This window comes from Chitinophaga eiseniae, from assembly GCF_012641265.1.
Taxonomy (GTDB): domain Bacteria; phylum Bacteroidota; class Bacteroidia; order Chitinophagales; family Chitinophagaceae; genus Chitinophaga; species Chitinophaga eiseniae_A.
Genome location: NZ_JABAHZ010000001.1, coordinates 1,910,954 through 1,932,720 on the forward strand (window position 1 = coordinate 1,910,954; position 21,767 = coordinate 1,932,720).

A 21,767-nucleotide genomic window follows, 5' to 3' on the forward strand; every position below is an offset into this window, starting at 1 on the left:
ATTTAACTTTTCTATCTCAGCAATTCTATCCAACCCTTATATGCTCTTTCGCCGTTCGGCGTATTCAATCTCAACAAGTAGAAGTAAGTCCCTTCATTGAGACCCTGCCCATCCCAGGTGTTCTGGTAGTTCTTCGACTGGTAGACCTCATTACCCCATCTGTTATAGATGAACAGGGAAGAATTTGGATAACGGGAGATACCAATGATCTGGAACTTCTCATTCCTACCGTCGCCGTTCGGGGTAATAACATTTGGTATGAATATATCCGTTCCGGTAACCGGTTTCTCTGTTGTTACAGAAATGTTATTTCCACTGTTCGGATCAGGCGTTTCCGCAGTAAGCGCAGCAAGGTTCACCACCGTGCCGGTATTGACGATGCGGGCGCTGAGACTCAGCGTAGCTGCTTCCATTAACCGGAGGCTATCGATGTTCCAGACCAGTATCCTGCCAACCGGGTCGTAGCTGATAGTACCTACACTGCTGTTGATATTACCAATCAGTTCCATATTGCTGCGGAGTGTATCCCTTACCGTTATACCCTTCGAAACAGAGGGACCATTATTTTTCACGGCGATGCTGAAATCCGCCTTGCTACCTACCATCAGCGGTTCATTCGTGAGCAATGTTTTTACTACTTCCACATCGGCACCTTCTACAGTTGTTACTACCAGCGCGCTGGTATTATTGCTCATATCCGGGTCCGTAACACCAGCCGGTGGGGTGATGTTTGCCGAGTTACGGAGGGTACCATCACCGTTTACCTTACCGCTAATGACAATTCGGATAGTTGCTCCTGCCGGGAAGTTTGCAGCCGTTATACGGGCTACGTTGCCACTGATGCCGATGATACCCGTTGCACCACCGGTAGCGACTATGGTACCACCCGCATTTTGCAGGGATGCCGGCAGTATATCGGTGATTACTGCTCCGTCGGCACTCGCAGGACCATTATTCTGAGCAATAATAGTATAGGAAATGTGCTCACCCGATCCTATTTGTGCAGGGCCCGACTTCGTTATAGAAAGATTCGCAACCGGTGTCGGGACAAAGATTATAGACGTCGATGTGGTATTAGATGATATGGTTTGCGGTCCATTTACCACATTGGCAGTATTAGAAATTGTGCCGCTGTAGTCAGCAGCAATGCGACCATCGATTTGCACGGTGATGCTATTGCCTGCGCCCGCAGGGATGGTGCCAAGGAGATTTACATTGTTGCCGCTGCCGGTAGCGTTGGCCGTTACCTGTGCTGTTCCTGCCATGAGGGTTGTCCAATTCACGGCGGTAACCGAAGCCGGCACAATATCACTGATACTGATATTATCCGCGTCTGACGGGCCAGTATTTGTGACAATAAGCACAAATCTGATATTGTTGCCTGCATTGGCTGTAGCCGGCGCCTGTTTCACGATGCTGATCTTTGCACTGCGGGTAATTGCCGTGAGCACTGGTGTGGAATTAATCGTTGTATTATCGGGGCTAGTGAGTGCTCCTATGTTGGTGAGGGTACCCGCCGGCGTGTTGGCCGGCACTACTCCCCTGATCAATACCTGTATGCTGTTGCCGATGCCGGCGTTGATATCGCCCGTTACTGCCACATTGTTGCCACTGCCACTGATCCCGCTGCCGGCGGAGGCGGCGCCGTTGGTGCGGGTAGTCCAGGTTACGCTCGTCAATGTTGCCGGTACCGCATCTGTGATCCTCACTCCTTTAGCATTGGACGGACCACCATTGGTGACGGTAAGTACATAACTAACCGTATCTCCCGCGTTGACCACAGACGGGCCAGTCTTCGTGAGCTGAAGGTCATATGTCGATGTGACATTGGTAGTAGTGATATTGGAAGCAATATTACCAGCCGTTGCCTGGTTAGTGATAGCGCCTGCAAAGTCAGGATCAATCCGGCCACTGATGGTCAGCGTTACCGTATTGGCTGTGCCGGCGGGCAGGTTGGCATGCAGGCCTACGTTATTGCCTGTGCCACCGGAAGCGCCTACAATCTGCGCGGCGCCGGCAGCAGCGGCATTCCAGCTTACACCGGTGAGTGCGGCTGGCACCACATCACCGATCGCCACATTGGAAGTATCTGAAGGACCCGCATTATTGACTGTAATAGTGTATTTCAGGCTATCACCGGCATGTGCAGTGGCGGCGGTCTGTTTCACGATGCTGATCTTTGCACTGCGGGTAATTGCCGTGAGCACTGGTGTGGAATTAATCGTTGTATTATCCGGGCTAGTGAGTGCTCCTATGTTGGTGATAGTACCGGCTGGCGTGTTGGCCGGCACTATTCCCCTGATCAGTACCTGTATGCTGTTGCCGCTGCCGGCGTTGATATCGCCTGTTACTGCCACATTGTTTCCACTGCCACTGGCCCCGCTGCCAGCGGTGGCTATGCCATTTGTACGGGTAGTCCAGGTTACGCCGGTCAGTGTTGCCGGCACGGCATCTGTGATCCTCACTCCTTTAGCATTGGACGGCCCTCCATTGGTTACCGTAAGTACATAACTAACCGTATCTCCCGCAGTTACCACAGCAGGGCCGGTCTTCGTGAGCTTAAGATCATATGCCGCTGTGACGTTAGTAGTGGTGATATTGGAAGCAGTGTTACCGGCTGTTGCCTGGTTGGTGATGGCGCCCGCAAAGTCCGGATCAATCCGGCCGCTGATGGTCAGCGTTACCGTGTTGGCTACGCCGGCGGGCAGGTTGGCATGCAGGCTCACGTTATTGCCTGTGCCAACGGATGCGCCTACTATCTGTGCTGCGCCGGCGGCGGTAGCATTCCAGCTTACTCCGGTGAGTGCAGCAGGCACTATATCACCGATCGCTACATTGGACGTATCTGAAGGACCTGCATTATTTACTGTAATCGTGTATTTCAGGCTATCGCCGGCATACGCAGTGGCGGCGGCCTGTTTCACGATGCTGAGCTTCACACTGCGGGTAATCACAGTGGATACTGGTGTTGAGTGAATCGTAGTGCCATCCGGCCGTTCCAATGTAGCCACGTTACTGATAGTACCTGCTGGTGTATTGGCTGGTATCTCCCCGTTAATAATCAAGTATATGTTATTACCGGCTCCTGCCGCTATATCTCCTGTTACCAGGATATTATTGCCAGCACCTGTTGTTGCACTTGTTACGGTTGCATAGCCATTGGCAACTGCTGTCCAGGTAACATTGGTGACAGTGGATGGCACCATGTCTGTAACTGTAATACCCTTCGCGTTCGATGGCCCAAGGTTTGTAGCTGTTACTATATAACTTATATGCTCTCCTGCATTGACGGCTGCAGGACCGGTTTTCCCAATGGACAGTTGCCATGCTTTCGTAACCTGCGTAGCTACACTTCCTGTATACTCATTGCCGTTAACATCCTTTACCTTCGCCGTATTGGTGATTGTCCCGGTTGAATCAGGATCTGCCATTCCGGTAACAGCTACCACTATGTGGTTGTTGCTGCCGGCAGGTATATTGCCCAGGAAAGATATGGCATTACCTGAACCACTTATCGGCGTGCCTGCAGCCAATGTGGCACTACCGTGAGCAGTGATGTTCCAGGTTACATTGCGGATCATGGCAGGTACGAGATCTCTTATTGTTGCATTCTGTAAATCGGAAGGGCCTTCATTCGTCACATCAATTTCATAGGAAACAGTATTGCCGGCATTTACCTGTGGCGGGCCAGATTTACTGACAGACACGCCAGGTGTGTTAATGATCCGGGTGTTCACAGAATCGCGGGTAACGACTGTCCCGTTATAAGATAATGATGCATTGTTCATTACGTTGCCGGTAGCATCCGGCGCAATAGTGCCATTAATGGTTACCGTAATGCTGCCACCCGCAGTAATACTGCCTGTTACATTTAAATTATTACCCGAACCGCTACTGCCACTATTGATAGTGGCGCCGGTAGCGACGGTAGTCCAGCTGACATTGGCTATGGAGGCCGGTATAACGTCGAAGATGTTCATATTGGCGGCATCAGCAGGACCGTTGTTAGCTGCCAGTAAAGTATAGACAATGTGGCTGCCAGCTATCACAGTATCCGGGCCTGACTTCCGTAGGCTAAGTCCAGGATTTACTTTCACAACCGTGTTCACTGGCGGGGTAGTGCCGCCGCTGCTGCCACCAATCGTATAGCCGGCTACGTTGGTAAGCGTACCACTCAGGGATGATGGAATATGTCCTGTAATAGTTACCAGCACCTTATTATTGACGCCAGCCGGCACATCGGCAGTAAAGACAACATTGCCGTTATGGTTACTGATGTCGCCTCCGCTAATGCTGGCGGCACCTGCTGCTGTGGCTGACCACACCGGGTGCTGTATCTGAACTGGTAATATGTCGTTCACTGCAATGTTTGCCGCATTTGACGGGCCAACATTGCTAAGTACCAATGTATAGGTTATATCGCCTCCGGCAAGAGCAATGCCTGGACCAGATTTCAGTAACTGTACACCTGGTTTGTTTGTTACTTTTGTGGTAACAGTATTGGAACTAATAGCTTGTCCGTTGACCATCCCAGTGGCTGTATTGGAGATACTTCCGCTAAAGGCTGGGCTGATAGTACCATAGATCTGTATCTGAATCAAATTGGCAGCGCCTGCCGGGATATTTGCCGTCAACGAAACGTTGCCGGTCTGATTGCTGACGTTACCACCATTGATCGTTGCTCCACCGATTGCTGTGGCGGACCAAACTGCCTGCTGCAGTTGCGCAGGGATTGCATCCGCAATGCTTACACTGGAAGCATTGGAAGGACCATCATTATATACATTCACTGTGTAGGTGATCATGTTGCCGGCAACGGCGGAATCTGTACCGGATTTCTGGATACGTATACCTGGTTGATTCACTATATTTGATACAGCCGTTGCCGTTACAGGCGCACCACCATTCGGTGTTACACTAACCACATTCGTAAGGGAGCCGCTGGCATCCGGGTCTACCAGTCCTTTCACCGTAACCAGGATGCTATTACCGCCACCTGCCGGGATATTGGCAGTAAATGATACATTACCATCGCCATTGGTAATATCTCCTCCATTGATAGCCGCCGCACCATCGGCTTTGGCTGTCCAGGTTACATGGCTAATACCCGTTGGTATTACATCCGTTATGGTTGCGCCATTTGCTGTGGACGGACCAGCGTTTGCAATGCTGATCACATAGGAGATCGGTTGACCTGCTGCTATTTGTGCCGGACCCGATTTACTCACCTGCAAGGCCGGCTGATTAATTACATTGGTATTGATCGTATTACTCGATACTTCAGTTATGCCATCGCCTGTCACCGCACGATTGGAAATAGCTCCACTGAACGCAGGGTTGGTAACCCCGGTAACGAATACGGAGATGGCACTGTCTGCCCGCAGGTTAGCGGTTACATTAATGATATTGCCAGTGCCGGATATGGGTGTTCCGTTGCCTGTAACCGTCCAGCTTACATTGGTAAGCTGTGCGGGCACCGTATCTTTTATGTAAACATTTGGCGCATCAGATGGTCCGTTGTTGCGGACATTAATATGATAGGTGACAGCGTTACCTGACAGCACTTCTGCAGGGCCAGATTTCACAATCACCAGACCGGGTTCTGATGTTACAATTGTGGTAACAGTAGCCGTTGCCGGTACCGGGTTAGTTACACCGGAAGGTGGCGTTGCAGTAGCGGTATTCACAAGATTTCCGGTGAATCCAGCCGTCACAATGCCATGTACGATCAGTGTGATAGTATCTGTACTGGCTGGCATGGTTGCCTGCAAGGATATGTTACTGTTTGTGCCGCTGCCTGGTGTTACACTGGCGCCACCGCTTGCGGAAGCTGTCCAGGTTATGTTATCGATGCCGGATGGTACCATATCACTGATAGTAACATTGGTTACATCCGCCGGGCCGGCATTGGTGACTTTCACTACATAGGTGATAGGCTGACCAGCAGCAAGCGTGGCAGGCCCTGTTTTAGTGAGACGAAGGTTAGCAGATTTATTTACTGAAGTTGTGACTGTAGCGGTCTTAATGCCATTGAAAGTAGCTGTTGCCGTGTTTACGACTGTATTCCCCGCATGCTGATTTACCACTCCTCTTATATCAATCTGTATCTCTCCTGACAAATTTCCCCCCAATGTACCAGTAAGGCTGATTGTATTCCCGCTACTACTGGAGGCTGATGTAGAGGCGTTCCCTGTCGTCGCAGCGGTCCAGGTAACATTCGTAATATCAGCAGGCACATTATCGGCGATGGCTATATTGGTTGCATCTGATGAACCATTATTTGACAAAAGCAATGTATAATGAATTGTATCGCCAACGTTCACTGTGGCAGGACCGGATTTGGATAAATGCAGGCCTACATCTGTAATGATCGTAGTATTAACGGTACTGCTATTGTTAGCTGGAATTGACTCTGTAACATCTGCAGGCGTTGATACTGTGGCCGTATTTGACAATGTTCCTGTAGCAGCGCTGGCAATGGTGCCGGCGACTAATACGGTCACACTGTTGCCGCTACCTGCTGCTATATCAGCGCTCACCGCAATGTTATTACCGGAGATTACAGGAGTACCGGCCACCGCTACCCCCTGTGAAGCAACGTTTACGCTATTAATAGTGACATTGGTTGGTATAGCATCACGGATCAACGCGCCTTTAACATCGGAAATACCATTATTGGTGACATCCAATTGCCAGGTGATAGCCTGCCCGGCTACGCGGCTGGTTGGACCGCTCTTCACAATGGACAGGTCTGCCGAGCGGGTAATATTGGTATTTACTGTTGATGTTGCCGGTGAGATGTCGGTTTCTCCGGAAGCAGGGGTAGCCGAGGCTGTATTGGAAATCAAACCTGCTGCGGCAGCGCCATCAATCTTTCCGTTAATCACAATCACCACAGATGCATTGCCCGTAGCCGGAATATCGGCAGTGATATTCACACTACCTGTACCTGATCCGGAAGAAACAGTTGCATTATTACCTGTAGCTGTCCACTGAGCATTTACGATTGCTGATGGCAGGATATCGGTGATCTGTATAGCTTTAGCATTTGCCGGGCCTTCATTAGTAACTGTAATTGTATAAGTGACCGCGTCACCAGCAACTGCATTGGCCGGTCCACTTTTTACTATATGAAGATCCACATTACGTGTAACCGTTGTTGTTACTACTGACGATACTGCCGGCCATCCGGGAGGAGTTGCGATAGCCTTATTATCCAGACTGGCGCCAGTATAATCGGCATCCAGCATTGCGTTCACAGTGATAACGATCTTGTTACCGTTGCCAGCTGGGATATTGCCACTGATATTAATATTTTGCGAGTTACCACCGGTGGTGCCGGCTGTGGTGCCGGCACCGGTAGTTGCAACGGTCCATTGAACATGCTGTAATGCGGTTGCCAACGTATCTGCAATCGCCACATTCACTGCATCCGACGGACCACTGTTGGTGACAGTAATAGTATATGTGACCGGTTCGCCGGCACTTATAGTACCGGGCCCTGTTTTTACAATCTGGATGCCGGGCTTTTGAATCACCCGGGTGCTGATGGTATCTGTTATGGTTGGTCGCCCGGGTACCTCCACCACTGCCCTGTTAAACAATCGTGCGCCGGTATAACCAGCGTCCAGGGTACCAGTAACAGTTATTGTCACAGTATTACCAACACCCGGTATTACATCTGCACCGACATTTACAATATTGCCAGTGCCGCTGCCGCCAGTTGTTACTTGCGAGGCGCCATTGGCGACAGTAGTCCAGCTTATATTACTCACACCTGCCGGTACAGTGTCTTTGATGGTAATACCCGGTGCATTTGACGGACCATTATTGCTCACCGTGAGTGTCCAGGAAATCTGATCCCCGGCGGCTACTTCGGCAGGACCTGATTTCGTCATTTTCACGGATGGTATGTTCGTTACATGGGTAACAAAAGTATCGGAAGTTACCGATGATTGTCCCGGAGCGGTGGCCGTAGCAACGTTTTTAATATCTCCGGTATAGGCCGGATCAACCGTACCATCAATCTGCAATATCACACTGTTGCCACTGCCTGCCGGTATATTTGCCGTCATACTGATACTATTGCCACTACCGGAGCCATTTGCTACCTGTGCGTTTCCTATTGCTGTTGCATGCCAGGTCACATTATTGATGTGTGAATCCACTACATCCGCAATACTAACGCCTACGGCATCAGATGGTCCATTATTGGTAATAGTGATTTCGTAATGAGCCGGGCCGCCGGCAGCAGTACTGTCAAATCCACCTTTAACCACCTGCAGTATGGATTGCGTGGTCACATTAGTAACAATGGTATCGCTCTTCACCGTATCTTTTGCCGGCATAAAGCCTGATGCCACGTTATTCAACGTGCCGGTGAATCCCGGAGGAATGGTACCGGTAACAGTAATGCTAATATGATTGCCCACACCTGCCGGCAGATTGCCGTTCACCAACACATTGTTACTACTTCCGGTAGCACCACTGGTAATCGTAGCGTTATTTCCCGTAACAGCATTCCAGCTTACGCTTGTTAGCTGTGCCGGCACTATATCCTGTATGGTCACATTGTTAGCGTCTGAAACACCGGTGTTGGCAGCTACCACCGTATAGATAACCTGTTCTCCCGCATGCGCAGTTGGCGGCCCTGATTTGCTGATAGACAATACTGGTTCACTCGTTATAAGTGTTTGTACAGATGATGATACTGGCATGCCTGCACCCGTGGTTGCTGTAGCTGTATTGTTAATGGTTCCTGAAGCAGCCGGATTCACCCTTGCATCAATCGTAACGGTTATCCGTCCATTACCAGCCGGAATATCAGCTATAATAGCCAGGTTACTGGATGTACCGGTTGCGCCACCAGAGATAACAGCGCCTCCTGAGGCGGTGGCTGTCCAGTTGATATCGCGCAGCGCGGTGGGTAACTGGTCGCTGATATTTACAGCCTGCGCATCGGAAGGACCAACGTTGGTAATATCCAGCGTATATTGTATCCTGGCTCCTGCAACAGATTGTACAGGGCCGCCCTTCGTGATCTGTAATCCAGGCTGGTTGTTCACCACCGTATTAACAGTATCGGAGTTCAATTGTGGTGCATCGGGTCCGGAAACTGTGCCAAAATTACGCAGCATGCCACTGGCTCCCGGCGCAACTATACCTGTGATAGTTACGGTAATGCTATTGCCTGATCCTGCCGGAACATTACCTGTTATGAACACAGCATTGCCTGTTCCTGCGCCGCCCTGCATTATATTAGCCTGCCCTCCGGCAGACGCTGTCCAGTTAACATTGTTCAACTGGTTGCTTACATTATCCTGTATGGTGATGTTGGAGGCATCAGATAAACCAATATTGGTGAGTACAAGTTGATAAGAGATCTGCTGCCCTGCTGCAATTGTATTGGGGCCGCTCTTTGTGAGTACCAGTTTCGGATCACTGGTAACTGTTGTCAGCACCTGCGCTGAGGCTACCTGCGGATGATTACCGGTATCGACAAATGCCTGGTTGGTAATCATTCCCTTGAAGGCAGGATCGATAGTGCCGCTGAGTAATATCACGGCATGGTTATTTGATCCCGCAGGGAAATTGCCGGTTACTTTTAATATACCGTTTGTGATGATGGCCGAGGTTACAGTAGCGTTGCCATAGGTGGTAACGGTTACTGATGTATCGTGCAACATGCCCGGCACGGTATCCACCAGCTGTGCATTGAAGGCATCGGATGGCCCGTCATTGCTCACATTTATCAAATAGTCGATTCGGGAACCTGCTGATGCAGTAGCAGGCCCCGATTTATCGACTACCATTCTCGGGTTATTATTGACTGTAGTAGTTACGCTGTTGGACGTTACCGGCGCATGAGCGCCTGCCTGCGCAGAAGCACTATTTGTAATAATGCCTGAAGCATCTGCTTTCAGTGTGCCCGTTACTGTTACAACAATACTATTGCCCGTTCCAGCGGGGATACTGGCAGCCAACTGTACGTTATTCCCAATGCCACTGGCACCGTTAGCAATAGTGGCACTACCTGAAGTAGTGGCAGTCCAGTTGGCATTAATTATTGCCGACGGAACAATATCGGTGATGGAAACGTTTGGCACATCGGAAGGGCCACTATTGGTAACTGTCACAGTATAGCTTATATTGGTTCCTGCGTCGGCAGAAGCCGGGCCTGTTTTCAATACCTGTAGTCCTGGCTGGTCTGTTACCTGTACACTGTTGTTCGCGCTTACCGCCGAACCACCGGAAGGTGTAGCCGTAGCTGTATTCACAATAGTGCCTGTGGCAGCCGGCGCTATGGTTCCATTCACCGTAACCACGATTTCGTTTGCTGCGCCGGCAGGAATATCTGCAGTAGTGGAGATATCACTACCACTGCCGGAAGTTACGCCTGATATGACCGCTGCGCCAGTTGCGCTTACTGTCCACGTTGGATTAAGCACAGACGCAGGTACCTGGTCGGTGATCGTTACACCAGTGGCATCAGATGGGCCGGCATTGGTAACGTGTATCTTGTATTGAATAGTATTTCCGGCAGTCACGTTTCCGGCAGGCGTGCTCTCCTTTACAACGGTGATACCAGTTTTATTCTGAACAACCGTATTAACATTATTGGAAGATACGGCCTGTTGCCCCGATGGCGTAACAGTCGCAGTGTTGTTAAACTGTCCACCAGCGGCTTTATCAACAGCACCTTTAATAGTAACATTCACTACATTGCCGCTGCCTGCCGGCAGATTGGCGCTGAAATTTATATTACCGGATCCACCGGGCACGCCCGCAGATGCGTTGCCGGCAGTTGTTATTGTCCATGTAGGATTTTGGATAACCGAAGGCAGCACATCACCTATAATTGCGCCTGCCATATCGGATGGACCATTATTATAGACCTTCAGGTGATATATGATAGAATCACCGGCAATTACGCTTGCTGGGCCGTCTTTCTCAATATGCGGATCAATACTTAATTCGAGTGTATCAGTATCGGTAGCAGCGTTGGCACCGGGGTTAATATTCGTATAGCCGGAAGGTACGGTGGCGATAGCCGTGTTTACCAGTTGGCCGGTAAAGCTGGAAGGTACATTCATCGTCAGCAGAAAGGTGACGCCTGGTCCTGCGGGCAGATCAATAGTAGTATCAATTGCGCCTGTCCCGTCTCCGCTTTGCCCACCGGAAGCAGCTGTATATGTCCAGGTAGCGGACGTAATACCCGCAGGCAAAACATCTGTAACACGCAGGCCCTGTACATCAGATGGTCCGTGGTTTACATACGTGATTGCATAAGCAACCGGCGTACCAGGCGTATAGGAAGACGAATTATCCGTTTTAGTCACCACTACCTCCACTGCGCGGCTTACCGGCGTAACAATGGTACTTGTATTGTTATTGGGAGCAGTATCCGTAACACCCGACGGTGGATTTACTGTAACCGTATTGGCAAGACTTCCGCCAGTAAATCCTGGGGCAACCTGACCTGCAATGGTCAAAGTTGCCTGCTGTCCGGGAACAAGGGTTGCACCAGTCCATTGGCCCGAGCCAGATGTATAGGTGCCCGCCGACACTGAATAACTTTGCGCAGTGAAGCCCTGCGGCAGGTTGTCACCAACAATGAATGTTTCTCCTGCCTGTATCGTAGAAGGTCCATTATTTGTGACGGTAATTGTATAGGCAAGGTTTTGTCCAGCAACGGCATTTACAGGGTTCGCCACTTTAGTAACAGAAAGATCGGCTTCTCCCGGCTGAACGGTGATGGTTACAGTTGCGGCTGTACAGCTGCCCTGGTTATCACAAACGTTATACGAGTAAGTATCAGTACCAACAAATCCGGGATTGGGCGTATAAGTGAAAGTGCCATCAGCATGCTGTACCACGCTGCCATTCGCCGGCGATACTGGTAGTGTAGCTGATACCGTTAATGGCTGGTTTTCGGGATCATGGTCATTGGCCAGCACATTACCACTTACCGGCACATCCCTCTTTGTTATATATTGATCATCTGCGGCAACCGGCGGATTGTTTGGAACAATACCGGTTACACTGGAGATGTTATTATTTAGGTTGGGATCCGGTACGTCGGACGGCGCACTCACCTCCACTTCATTCCGGATAACACTTCCACCAACGGCAGTATCAGCCACGGCGCCAGTCACGGTAAGCACGATTTTGTTGCCCGCTGCCGCAGGCATATCAAAACTGGCGTTGATGGCGTTACCATTGCCAGATGCCGGGTCTATACCCACTCCTGCACCGGTTACAACAGAAGTCCATGTCGGGTTGGCCAACTGCGGCGGTAATACATCCTGAACTGTCGCCCCGAAAACATCTGACGGACCAAGATTTTCAATAGTGATGGTATAGGTAAGTCCGGTACCAGTGCGATAGGTATTACCTGCGTCCGATTTCGTTACTTTCAGGTCTGCCAGGCGCACATAGTTCAGCATCACGGTATCCACGGAAGCCGGACAGTTACCACTGGAGATAGTCCATGTTAAAACAGCACTAGTGTTGGGCTGCAGGGTGGTTGTAGTATTAGGGTTGGTAACATCGGTAATACTGGCGTTGCCGCTCTTAACCACCCAGGCGCCCGTGCCGCTCAAAGGTGCATTGGCGTTCATCGTAAATAGGCCACTGTTATTTTGCAACTGGTCGGGGCCTGCATTGGCAACTGTGGGTAGTGCATTAACTGTTACCTGCACGGTATCAGATGATGCGGCGCAATTACCGCTGGAGATAGTCCATCCAAAATGATAAACGCCAGCCTGCAATCCTGTTACATTGGTACTTGGGGAGGCAGGATCAGTAAAAGTGGCTCCGGCCGGGCCAGCAATAGTGGTCCAGTTCCCGGTACCAGCCGTTGGCGCATTACCAGTCATCGTAGTAACTGTAACATTACACAGTACCTGGTCTGGGCCTGCATTAGCTGATGAAGGTGCAGGAGAATTGATGATCAGCATTGTATCCGTTGACGACGGGCAAACGCCGTTACCTATAGACCATACGAAAGTATAAGTACCAGGGACCAGTCCGCTGATACTGGTACCAGCATTCGTTGCATCTGCGAAGACAGCGTTATTTGGACCGCTTACCTGGCTCCAGCTGCCGGCGCCGGAAACAGCTGTATTAGCAGCCATTGTAGCGGAAGTCGCATTGCAAAGCTGCTGATCGCGGCCGGCATTTGCCGTAGTTGGTGGAGCGTCAATCACTACTGCCATCGTGTCTGATGAATTGGAGCAGGCGCCGTTGCTGATTGTCCATACAAAATGATAGGTACCCGGCAACAGGCCGGTAGCTGTGCTGTTAGCTTGTGCAGCATTGGTAACAGTAGCGGTATTGGGGCCATCAAACTGTGTCCAGTAGCCGGTTCCTGAAGACGGCGCATTACCGTTCAGCGTAACAGATGCAAGATTACACCATCGTTGGTCATTGCCTGCATTGGAAGGTGTTGGGGGATCAGTTATAACAATAGTATCAGACTTGATATTGTTACACGATGCGCCGGAAGGTGCCCCATCACACTCGTGCTGTGGATCAGAAGGAAAAGCCACTGCTGTATCGGATGCATCCGTATCCAGGTCCGTAGCAGCGCGCAGGAGCGATGCTGTTAGACTAGCGGCAACTGCAGGCGAAGCATTTATAGAAAATAGGTATCTCGCAGTACCTCCACTGGAAAGATTTACAGAATCCACGTATCCATTTGCGGAAGTGCTGCTGCCGGCGCCGAAGCTACCGGTGCCTGAAGTAATGGTTCTGCTTACCAGTGATATCGTATTGGCGGCATTTTGCAAGTTGAAATTGAAGCGTCCATTCACAGCCATGTCCGGACCGTTATTCCGCACATTTACCTGTACCTGAAATGGGGTATTCGCACAGGCTTGCCTGGATGGAGGTACAACCAGTGAAACCAGTTCCCAGTCAATCTTACGACGAGTATCTACTGTGTCGCTAGCAGTATTATTACTAAGAATGGTCTCATATTCATTTGCCACCGTAGTCGTATTGATAATGCGATCCGGCGCGGTCGACTGTACTGTCACGGGTATGGTGATGACAGGATACGACGCTCCTCCCGCCAGGCTGGTTGTCCTGGTAGCTACAATAGAGTTTCCGGAAGTACCGGTAAAGTCCCACCCGGTACCGGTAGGCGTACCGGCAACGAGTCCCGCAGGCACTACATCCCTGACTGTTACGGTACTTGGGCCCATTTTTACATCAGCCCCCACATTGGTAACGGTTAATACATAATTGCCACTAGCACCCTTGCGGATATTACCGTTATGTGTTTTGGTGATGGCCAGGTCCGGTATGATAATCTGTGTGGTAGCCCGGGAGGTATCGTTGGAAGGGTCGTTATCAGAGATGCCGGTAGCGGCAGGGTCTACATACACCGTATTGATTAGGTTACCTAATCCAGGTGGCTTTCCCTGAACAGTTCCCTTAACGGTAAAGGTGATACTGCTATTAGCCACCATATTGGCCGTTACATTAGAAAAACTGGAATTCGTATAACCACTGGCGGTATTACCGCTGAATCCGCCATTGGAGAACGCAACGCTGGTAACATTGAAGCCATTGGCAGGATTAAAATTATCTATTATTGGCAGGTTGCTTAATGCCGAGGCAGTTTCATTGTATGTGGTAACCTGGTAAGTCAGTGTATCTCCTGGTATGGAGATACTTTTGTCTACCTGTTTCTGCACCCGGATATTACCCGGGGTGGTGATAATAAGATTACGAATTTCATGCTTATTATAAGATCCGCCGGTAGACGCAGCAAAGCCCAGTTTAAGCCGGGCCGGAGGAGGTGTTGGCATTGTATAAGGACCGAATAAGGTGGAAAAATTTCCGGTAGGGGAAGTTTTCCATTTTACCGTCAAAGTATACTGTCCGAGACCATTCGGCAGGATTGTCATCTGGATTCTCCTGTAATACTGCGTCTGTGTCGGACGGGAGGCGGTTACTACATCATAATCCAGTGATGTTCCTGCGTAGGCGCCACTGAGATATGTATAGGTGGGAGCCTGTCCGCGAGCGGAAATATAGTCTTTGAACAAGGTGCCACAATTGGTAGTCTGGCCTCCTGACTTCCCAAATCCGCAGTTTCCATAGTTGCCATATTCATCTACGCCAATTCCCACATAACCACCATTGAGCCCCGGCGTACCATTACTATTTGCATATCCAAGGCTACCTCCCGGGGCGCCAATGCGAAATGCAGTAACCGTGTCACTAAAAAGAAACATAGAAAACCCATCTGCACCTGCGTTGTTGACTGATCGCCAGGAGAGATATTCAAAGTCAGCCACTACTCCAAGTGTTGATGGGAACGACTGATTTACATATGCATATCCCACCTGACCGGGTTGATCCTCCGTAAGCCGCAACCATCCATTGCCAGCAGGATCAATTGTACCGGAAGTAAGTTTCGCAGTACCACCCAGCGTTACATTACCAGCTGTATTGTTTTTAAAATTCTCCGTAATAGTAAACTGTGCATGTACCCGCACGAGAAATACCAGGCAGAGAAAGGCAATCAGTAAGGGTGTTCGGCAATTCCTGAAGTGATTACGTTTGTCCGTTGGAGTTATAGAAAGGAATGGGATACCCATGCACAAGTATTTAATACACATGACAATATCAAACAAAAGTATTTCCGGCAATTGAATTAACAAAGATCCGACAGGGGGCTATTCTTCCTTTTCTAGGGGTAAAATCGTTTATGGCAGGCTATCTTGTTAACGACTGGTTAATAAATTCATTAAATTATGTACACCATAATTTAATATGGTCAATTCACACATGATGGTTTGAGAATAATTACGAATGATCTTTTTCCTGTTCGTTATATATCAGGAAATTCAGGCAGCAAATTACTTTTCAAGATCCTGTCTGTAATTTCTCGGGGAAGTGCCCTTTATCTTTTTGAAATAACGGTTGAAATTACTGAGTGTATTGAAACCGCATTTATACGCAATACCGCCAATCGAATCATCACCAGCTGCAAGGAGTTTACAGGCCTGTGTAATGCGTACTTCATTCACAAAATCCACAAACGTACGCTGGGTACGACCTTTAAAATACCTACAGAAAGCTTGTTTGTTCATATGTATCAGCCCGGCAGCCTTATCAAGGCTTATTTCCGTTGAAAAATTAGCAAACACATATCTGAAAATTTTTTCCATTCTTGCGCTATCGCGATCGGAATAACGGTTCGCATATCCTGGTCCGGCAAGCAGCGCATACTCATTTGTAGTGCACAAAATCTGCAATACCTGTAGCAACAGGATCATTTTCGAAGGCCCTGGTGGCTCCTCCGCCATCTGTAGCAGCAAGGCTGCCAGTGAGCTTTTTGTATGACCATAGAATTTCATACCACGTTTGGCCAGGTCCAACACACTCAGCAGTTTTTTGGTGCTAAAAAAAAAAGACAACAACTCCCCCATTTTTTCCGGATTAAAGAATAATGCCACTGACTTTGCAGGAGTTTTTCGTTGCTTATTTGAAGACACCGTTGCCGGGTCATTGTACCATACATGCGGTATATAAGATCCCAGTAGTGTGAGCTCACCTGGTTCAAAACTCTCTACACAATCGCCGATCACTTTATGTCCGGCACTTTCAACAATGTAGGTGAACTGGCATTCCAGATGAAAGTGAAATTCCGTCGTAAAATAGGGGCGCTGTATTATCCTGGTAAGGAAAACTTCGTTCTCAAGGCCCTCCAGTACTTTTGCAAAAACAGGCTTCATATTAACATAATTCCATTCACAATTTTCTCATTTTGCTAATATAGGCCCAAAAATAATCACTTGATGCAGAAATCCCGAACAATTTTAAAACTACTTTCGTAATTGACGGAAAGGTATTTCATGTTAAAGAAGAAAATCATCTGGTGACAGGAAATGTTGATGGAGTCCACCGGGAAGCAATCAATACATGCGTCCAGAACATCTATGGACATTGTGGTTGATTGGCAGTCAATGCAACGTACCGGTAAGGAGAATCTTTATCGTAGCTGGCAAAATGGAAAACTATGGTGGAATGATCCCGATTGTCTCATTTTATCAGGAAATCTGAACGAATGTCAATACCTCTTCCACGCCTCTTTGCGAGAAAAATCATAACAGCTACCACATACCAATAAAGACCCCTTACACGCTTGTCGATTTCTTTACCGGAAAAACGTTGGGAAAATTTGATAAGGAAATAGAACTGAAAGACTTCCCCGGAGAATGTGGTCATGTCTATAATGTAGTGGAATAAGCAACTCATCATTTCCCATCATCTAAAATTACCCGTTTTCCGAAGCGAAAACCCTATGTATTGTTTACAATCCCTTGTATATTAAAATTACCCTGGTTAAATGCACAAAAAACACATGAAAAAAATAAGAATCATTTGCCTGTTCATTCTTACAGCCTTAAATATGCAGCTATCGGCGCAAAATATAGAACCCACTTGGGAAGAACTCTGTAAAGATTATCAATTCCCAAAATGGTACATGGAAGCCCGTTTTGGCATTTGGCTCCACTGGGGAGCTCAATCGCAACCGGAAGAAGGCGGTGGCTGGTATGCCAGGCATATGTATATGCAAAATGTAGGGGGAGAAACCTTTGGCAAAAATGCATACCCTTATCACGTAAAGACCTATGGGCATCCCTCGGATGTGGGTTTTAAGGAAGTTATCCATTCCTGGAAAGCAGAATATTTGGACGCTGACGCTTTGATCAGCTATTTTAAAAAGGTAGGGGCCAAATATTTTATTATCCTTGCCAACCATCATGATCATTTCGATAATTTTAATTCCACCTATCAAAAATGGAATTCGGTAAACGTTGGTCCGAAGCGTGACATTGTTGGAGAATTCGAAAAAGCAACCAGGAAATATCACCTGCCTTTTGCCGTGAGCTCCCACGACGACAGATTCTTAAACTGGTGGCTGCCTGCATTTGGCGCCGATGAAACGGGTCCCAAAAAGGGAATACCCTATGATGGGAACCTTACTAAGGCGGATGGCAAAGGCAAATGGTGGGAAGGGCTTGATCCCGCCGATTTATATGGCCTCCCTCCTGCAAAAAGAACTGCTGAATGGCTCGATAGTGTAAAACAGAATTACGTTAACCGCATGAAAGAATTAGTTACCAATTACAAACCCGATATGCTCTGGTTTGACGGTTACGGGTTTCCATATGGCAAATATGGTAAGGAGGTGTGCCGCACTTACCTATATAACAGTTTGAAAGAACACGGAAAAGTAACGGCAATAGTTGCGGGAAAAATTGCTGATGAACCCAGTGTTGTGAAGGACATTGAATGCGGTACCGCAAATAAAATCAGTACCACGCCCTGGCAAAGTATTATCACTACAGGCGCCAACTGGTTCTATAAAAAAGATAGAGAAATGGTACATAACTCACGTACTGTTATCGAAATGCTTACGGACGTTATTAGCAAAAACGGTAATCTGGTTTTAAATATTGAGTTAAAGCCCAATGGTATAATTCCACCTGAGGATAGTGCAATTTTAGAAGACCTGAAACAATGGTTGCATATAAACGGCGAAGCGGTTTATGCCAGCAAGCCCTGGAAAATTTATGGCGACAATTTAAATTCATTTTTAAAACAAGCCAATAACATAACGAATGCTGACCTGGAAGCAGTGAAAAAGCAGGTAAATTCCGAACAATTCAATCAACGAACGGTTAAAAGCAATCCTTATGGGCATGATGAAGTACGGTTTACCACTTGTGGAAACCATTTGTATATATTTGTGCTGAACCCTGCACAAAGCGAAATCAGTTTATCTTCCCTGGGGCTAAATAACGCGGACGTTAAAAAAATAAAGACAATGAAACTCCTCGGCTCTAGTCAAAAAATAAATTTTCGTCAAATGAGAAACAATTTGATGATAGATGTTCCCGCCAGGCGTCCTACAAACTATTGTGCTGTATTTAAAGTAACATTTTCATCCTGAGTTCCACAACCAAATTCTAAAATGCTGTTATCCGATAGCTGCATTTAATCTAGCCGTTAGGTAGTAAATGGGCCAACTACCAGTTAGATCAGCCGAAACAGACACATTCAACGGACACAGTCCTATTAATCATCAAACAGCACCAAATGCGAGAAAACAAAATATTGACTATCGAGGATTCTGATGAAGTAAGAACGTTTATCAGGAACCAACTTAAAGGAGATTATGAAATATTGGAAGCGCCCACTGGTACACAAGGATGGGAAACAGCCATTACGGCATTGCCAGACCTCATCATCACGGATGTAGTCATGCCAGAGATGGATGGCCATGAGCTTTGCCGCAACCTCAAAAAAGATCAGCGTACCCGTCATATTCCAGTAATTATGCTGACTGCCAACACAACGATAGAACAACAGTTAGAAGGATTGGAAAGTGGCGCCAACATTTATCTCACCAAACCATTTAATATCCAGGTATTGCGCGCCTACGTTGCCAATCTCCTCCGCCTGCAGCAAACGCTCCGTCAATGTTACAGCGGAAAAATATTCCTGGAACCGCTGGCAGTAGAAATTGGCGTCGTAAAAACAAACTTGATAGAGAAGGTAACGGCAATTATCGAAGCCAGTATCGACAATGCTGATTTCGGTATTTCAGCCCTTGCAAAAGAACTGGGGATGAGCAAGGCTGTTTTTTATAAAAAATTCAAAGCAATAACCCATGTTTCGCCTGCCGAACTTATCAAATCACTGCGACTGAAAAAAGCAGCATTTCTCCTTTCCTCTGAAAGGAGAAATATCACTCAAGTAGCCTGGGAAGTAGGTTTCAGTGAACGAAAATATTTCAGTAAGGAATTCAGAAAATACTTTGGCATATCACCATCGGAATATCAGACAGAAATAAAGAAGACAAGATCCCAGCACCGACAATAAAAAGCTACGATGTTATGTAGAGACACGCCAGGCTCCCCTCCACTAAGTACAATGCGCTCACTGCGAACCCTTCATCTTATCCGCCACAAAATCTACGGGCGATTGGCCAAAGAAACGTTTGAATTCCCTGCTGAAATACTTGCGCTCGCTAAAACCCACCTCATACGCCACCTCTGTTACATTCAACCCGGAATGTAATAGCAGCACCGCCGCCTTTTCCAGCCGAAGGTAACGAACAAATGCACCTATCGTTAATTTGGTAGCGGCGTAAAATCTCTTGTACAATTGCGATCTACTCATATTCATTTCCCTGGCGAGCAGGGTCATGTTGAAATGGTGTTCATTCATTCGTCTGCCAACAACAGCCGCCAACTTTCTCACAAAAACAACATCCGCTACGCTCATATCCATATCGAGTGGCACGCCAAAAATCTGTTTGCCATACCGTTGCCGGAGCGCCTCCTTCAGCAACAACATATTCTGGACATAAGATCGTAACAGCTGCCTGTGGTATGGCTTGAACAGACATACATCTGCCCCGCACTCCAGGATTTCGACCTGATGCTCCTCCCGGGTATTTTCCGTCAGTATAATCAATGGTATATGACATGTCCTTTCATCAGTTTTTAGCTGCTTGCATAAGTCATATTCATTCAAGTGGCAAATGTTAGACTCGCCAATGATCAGGTCTGGCTCTTCAGCAATTACAAGTGCCCATGCCTGCATGCCATCCGCCGACGTCAGTATCTGATAATCGTGTGTAATACAATCGCCTACCATCAACGATATCTCACAGTTACTCTCAACAATTAATAATTTGCTCTTCCTCATACATTCTTGCTGCAATTCAGAAATCACAGGAATAGCTATCTCCTGTGAGGACTATTGTTCCACTTTTATATTAGCGCTTTATATTCTGACCGTGTGCATAAAACCATATCCCTCAGCGGGAGTGGGAATAAATGTTATTCTGGTTTAGGTGCAGCAGTGCTCAATTAACACCTGCATAATTTAAAAATCACCTGCAGATATAGATCAGCAGGATTTCACCAAGTGTACCAGTTACTTCAAAAATAAAATGTGCTCTCTCTATTTAATTTCATTGTCTATGCAACCCGGATTAACCGTAAAAATAGCCCAAAACAATCCGGGCACAGGGGTAATATTTTCCTTTTTTTTGGGGCAATTTTATGATACTGTGATGCGCTTCCAGATTATATAATTTTACCCCGAAACACACACTTATTTCCCCCTGCGCATCCAGGTTAATATGTACATTTGACACGTATCAGCCCCGGCATAGGCATATTAGGATACGGTAGTGTTTTGTAAGATATAACGATGCATATCTATAAATATGCACTAATATCTTTCCCCATTTTTTTTAAAAGCCCGCAGATCTATATCTACGGGCATTTTTTTGTAACAGCAACGAAAGCACAGGCTGGCGCCAGTTAGAAAGGCAATCACCAGTTTTACCCCGGAATAGATACAATTATATCCCGTGTAAACAACGCTTTTCCCATAGTTTTGCTATCGCCTGCAGTATTAGAGATTACTGGCTATTCTGTATGTCAAAATATTGGAACTTTAACACTCACTGCGTGGCATGGATAAATATGATACATTCAATCCTCCATTGAAAAAGACCGTGGATATCTATCTACAGATCTTTTGTGAGGCTTGGTCTGGCGGAAAAAGGTTATTTATTATCGGGAAGCCCCTGGATTTTCTATCCAAGGGCTTTTTTCAATATCACTGGCTTCCCTCCAACAGTTCAAAGCATACGCAGCCGTTTGATGAGGGCCATTGTCTTTTTAATGATCCTGGCGAAACCGCCCCTGCACGACTCTCAAAAA

Annotated in this window: 5 protein-coding genes; 2 read left to right on the forward strand and 3 right to left on the reverse strand. The window is 47.7% G+C overall.

Going from position 1 to position 21,767, the window contains the following annotated elements; all coding sequences use genetic code 11:
• Positions 1-11: 11 nt before the first annotated feature.
• Both HGH91_RS07305 and HGH91_RS07310 read right to left on the reverse strand, forming a co-directional pair.
• Positions 12-15,611: a gliding motility-associated C-terminal domain-containing protein gene (locus tag HGH91_RS07305; protein ID WP_168737763.1), complete on the reverse strand. Its 15,600-nt coding sequence runs from the start codon at positions 15,609-15,611 to the stop codon at positions 12-14.
• A 261-nt stretch (positions 15,612-15,872) separates the two neighbouring features.
• Entirely contained in the window at positions 15,873-16,751 is an 879-nt protein-coding gene (locus tag HGH91_RS07310) for an AraC family transcriptional regulator (RefSeq protein WP_168737764.1), read from the reverse strand.
• A gap of 629 nt (positions 16,752-17,380) precedes the next feature.
• Between HGH91_RS07310 and HGH91_RS07315 the strand changes: the two genes are divergently transcribed.
• Positions 17,381-18,976, forward strand: coding sequence for an alpha-L-fucosidase (locus tag HGH91_RS07315; RefSeq protein ID WP_168737765.1), 1,596 nt, complete (start codon positions 17,381-17,383; stop codon positions 18,974-18,976).
• 146 nt (positions 18,977-19,122) lie between these two features.
• Complete coding sequence (locus tag HGH91_RS07320) at positions 19,123-19,908, forward strand: response regulator (RefSeq protein WP_168737766.1); 786 nt, start codon at positions 19,123-19,125, stop codon at positions 19,906-19,908.
• A gap of 57 nt (positions 19,909-19,965) precedes the next feature.
• Here the strand turns inward: HGH91_RS07320 and HGH91_RS07325 are convergent, their stop codons facing one another.
• A complete protein-coding gene (locus HGH91_RS07325) occupies positions 19,966-20,739 on the reverse strand; it encodes a helix-turn-helix domain-containing protein (protein WP_168737767.1) in 774 nt (257 codons plus the stop codon).
• Positions 20,740-21,767 lie beyond the last annotated feature (1,028 nt).

What these genes read in the sequence shown, in the direction of transcription:
- HGH91_RS07305 (WP_168737763.1), bottom strand. Translation starts at nt 15,611, where the DNA reads ATGGGTATCCCATTCCTTTCTATAACTCCAACGGACAAACGTAATCAC.
- HGH91_RS07310 (WP_168737764.1), bottom strand. Translation starts at nt 16,751, where the DNA reads ATGAAGCCTGTTTTTGCAAAAGTACTGGAGGGCCTTGAGAACGAAGTT.
- HGH91_RS07315 (WP_168737765.1), top strand. Translation starts at nt 17,381, where the DNA reads ATGAAAAAAATAAGAATCATTTGCCTGTTCATTCTTACAGCCTTAAAT.
- HGH91_RS07320 (WP_168737766.1), top strand. Translation starts at nt 19,123, where the DNA reads ATGCGAGAAAACAAAATATTGACTATCGAGGATTCTGATGAAGTAAGA.
- HGH91_RS07325 (WP_168737767.1), bottom strand. Translation starts at nt 20,739, where the DNA reads ATGAGGAAGAGCAAATTATTAATTGTTGAGAGTAACTGTGAGATATCG.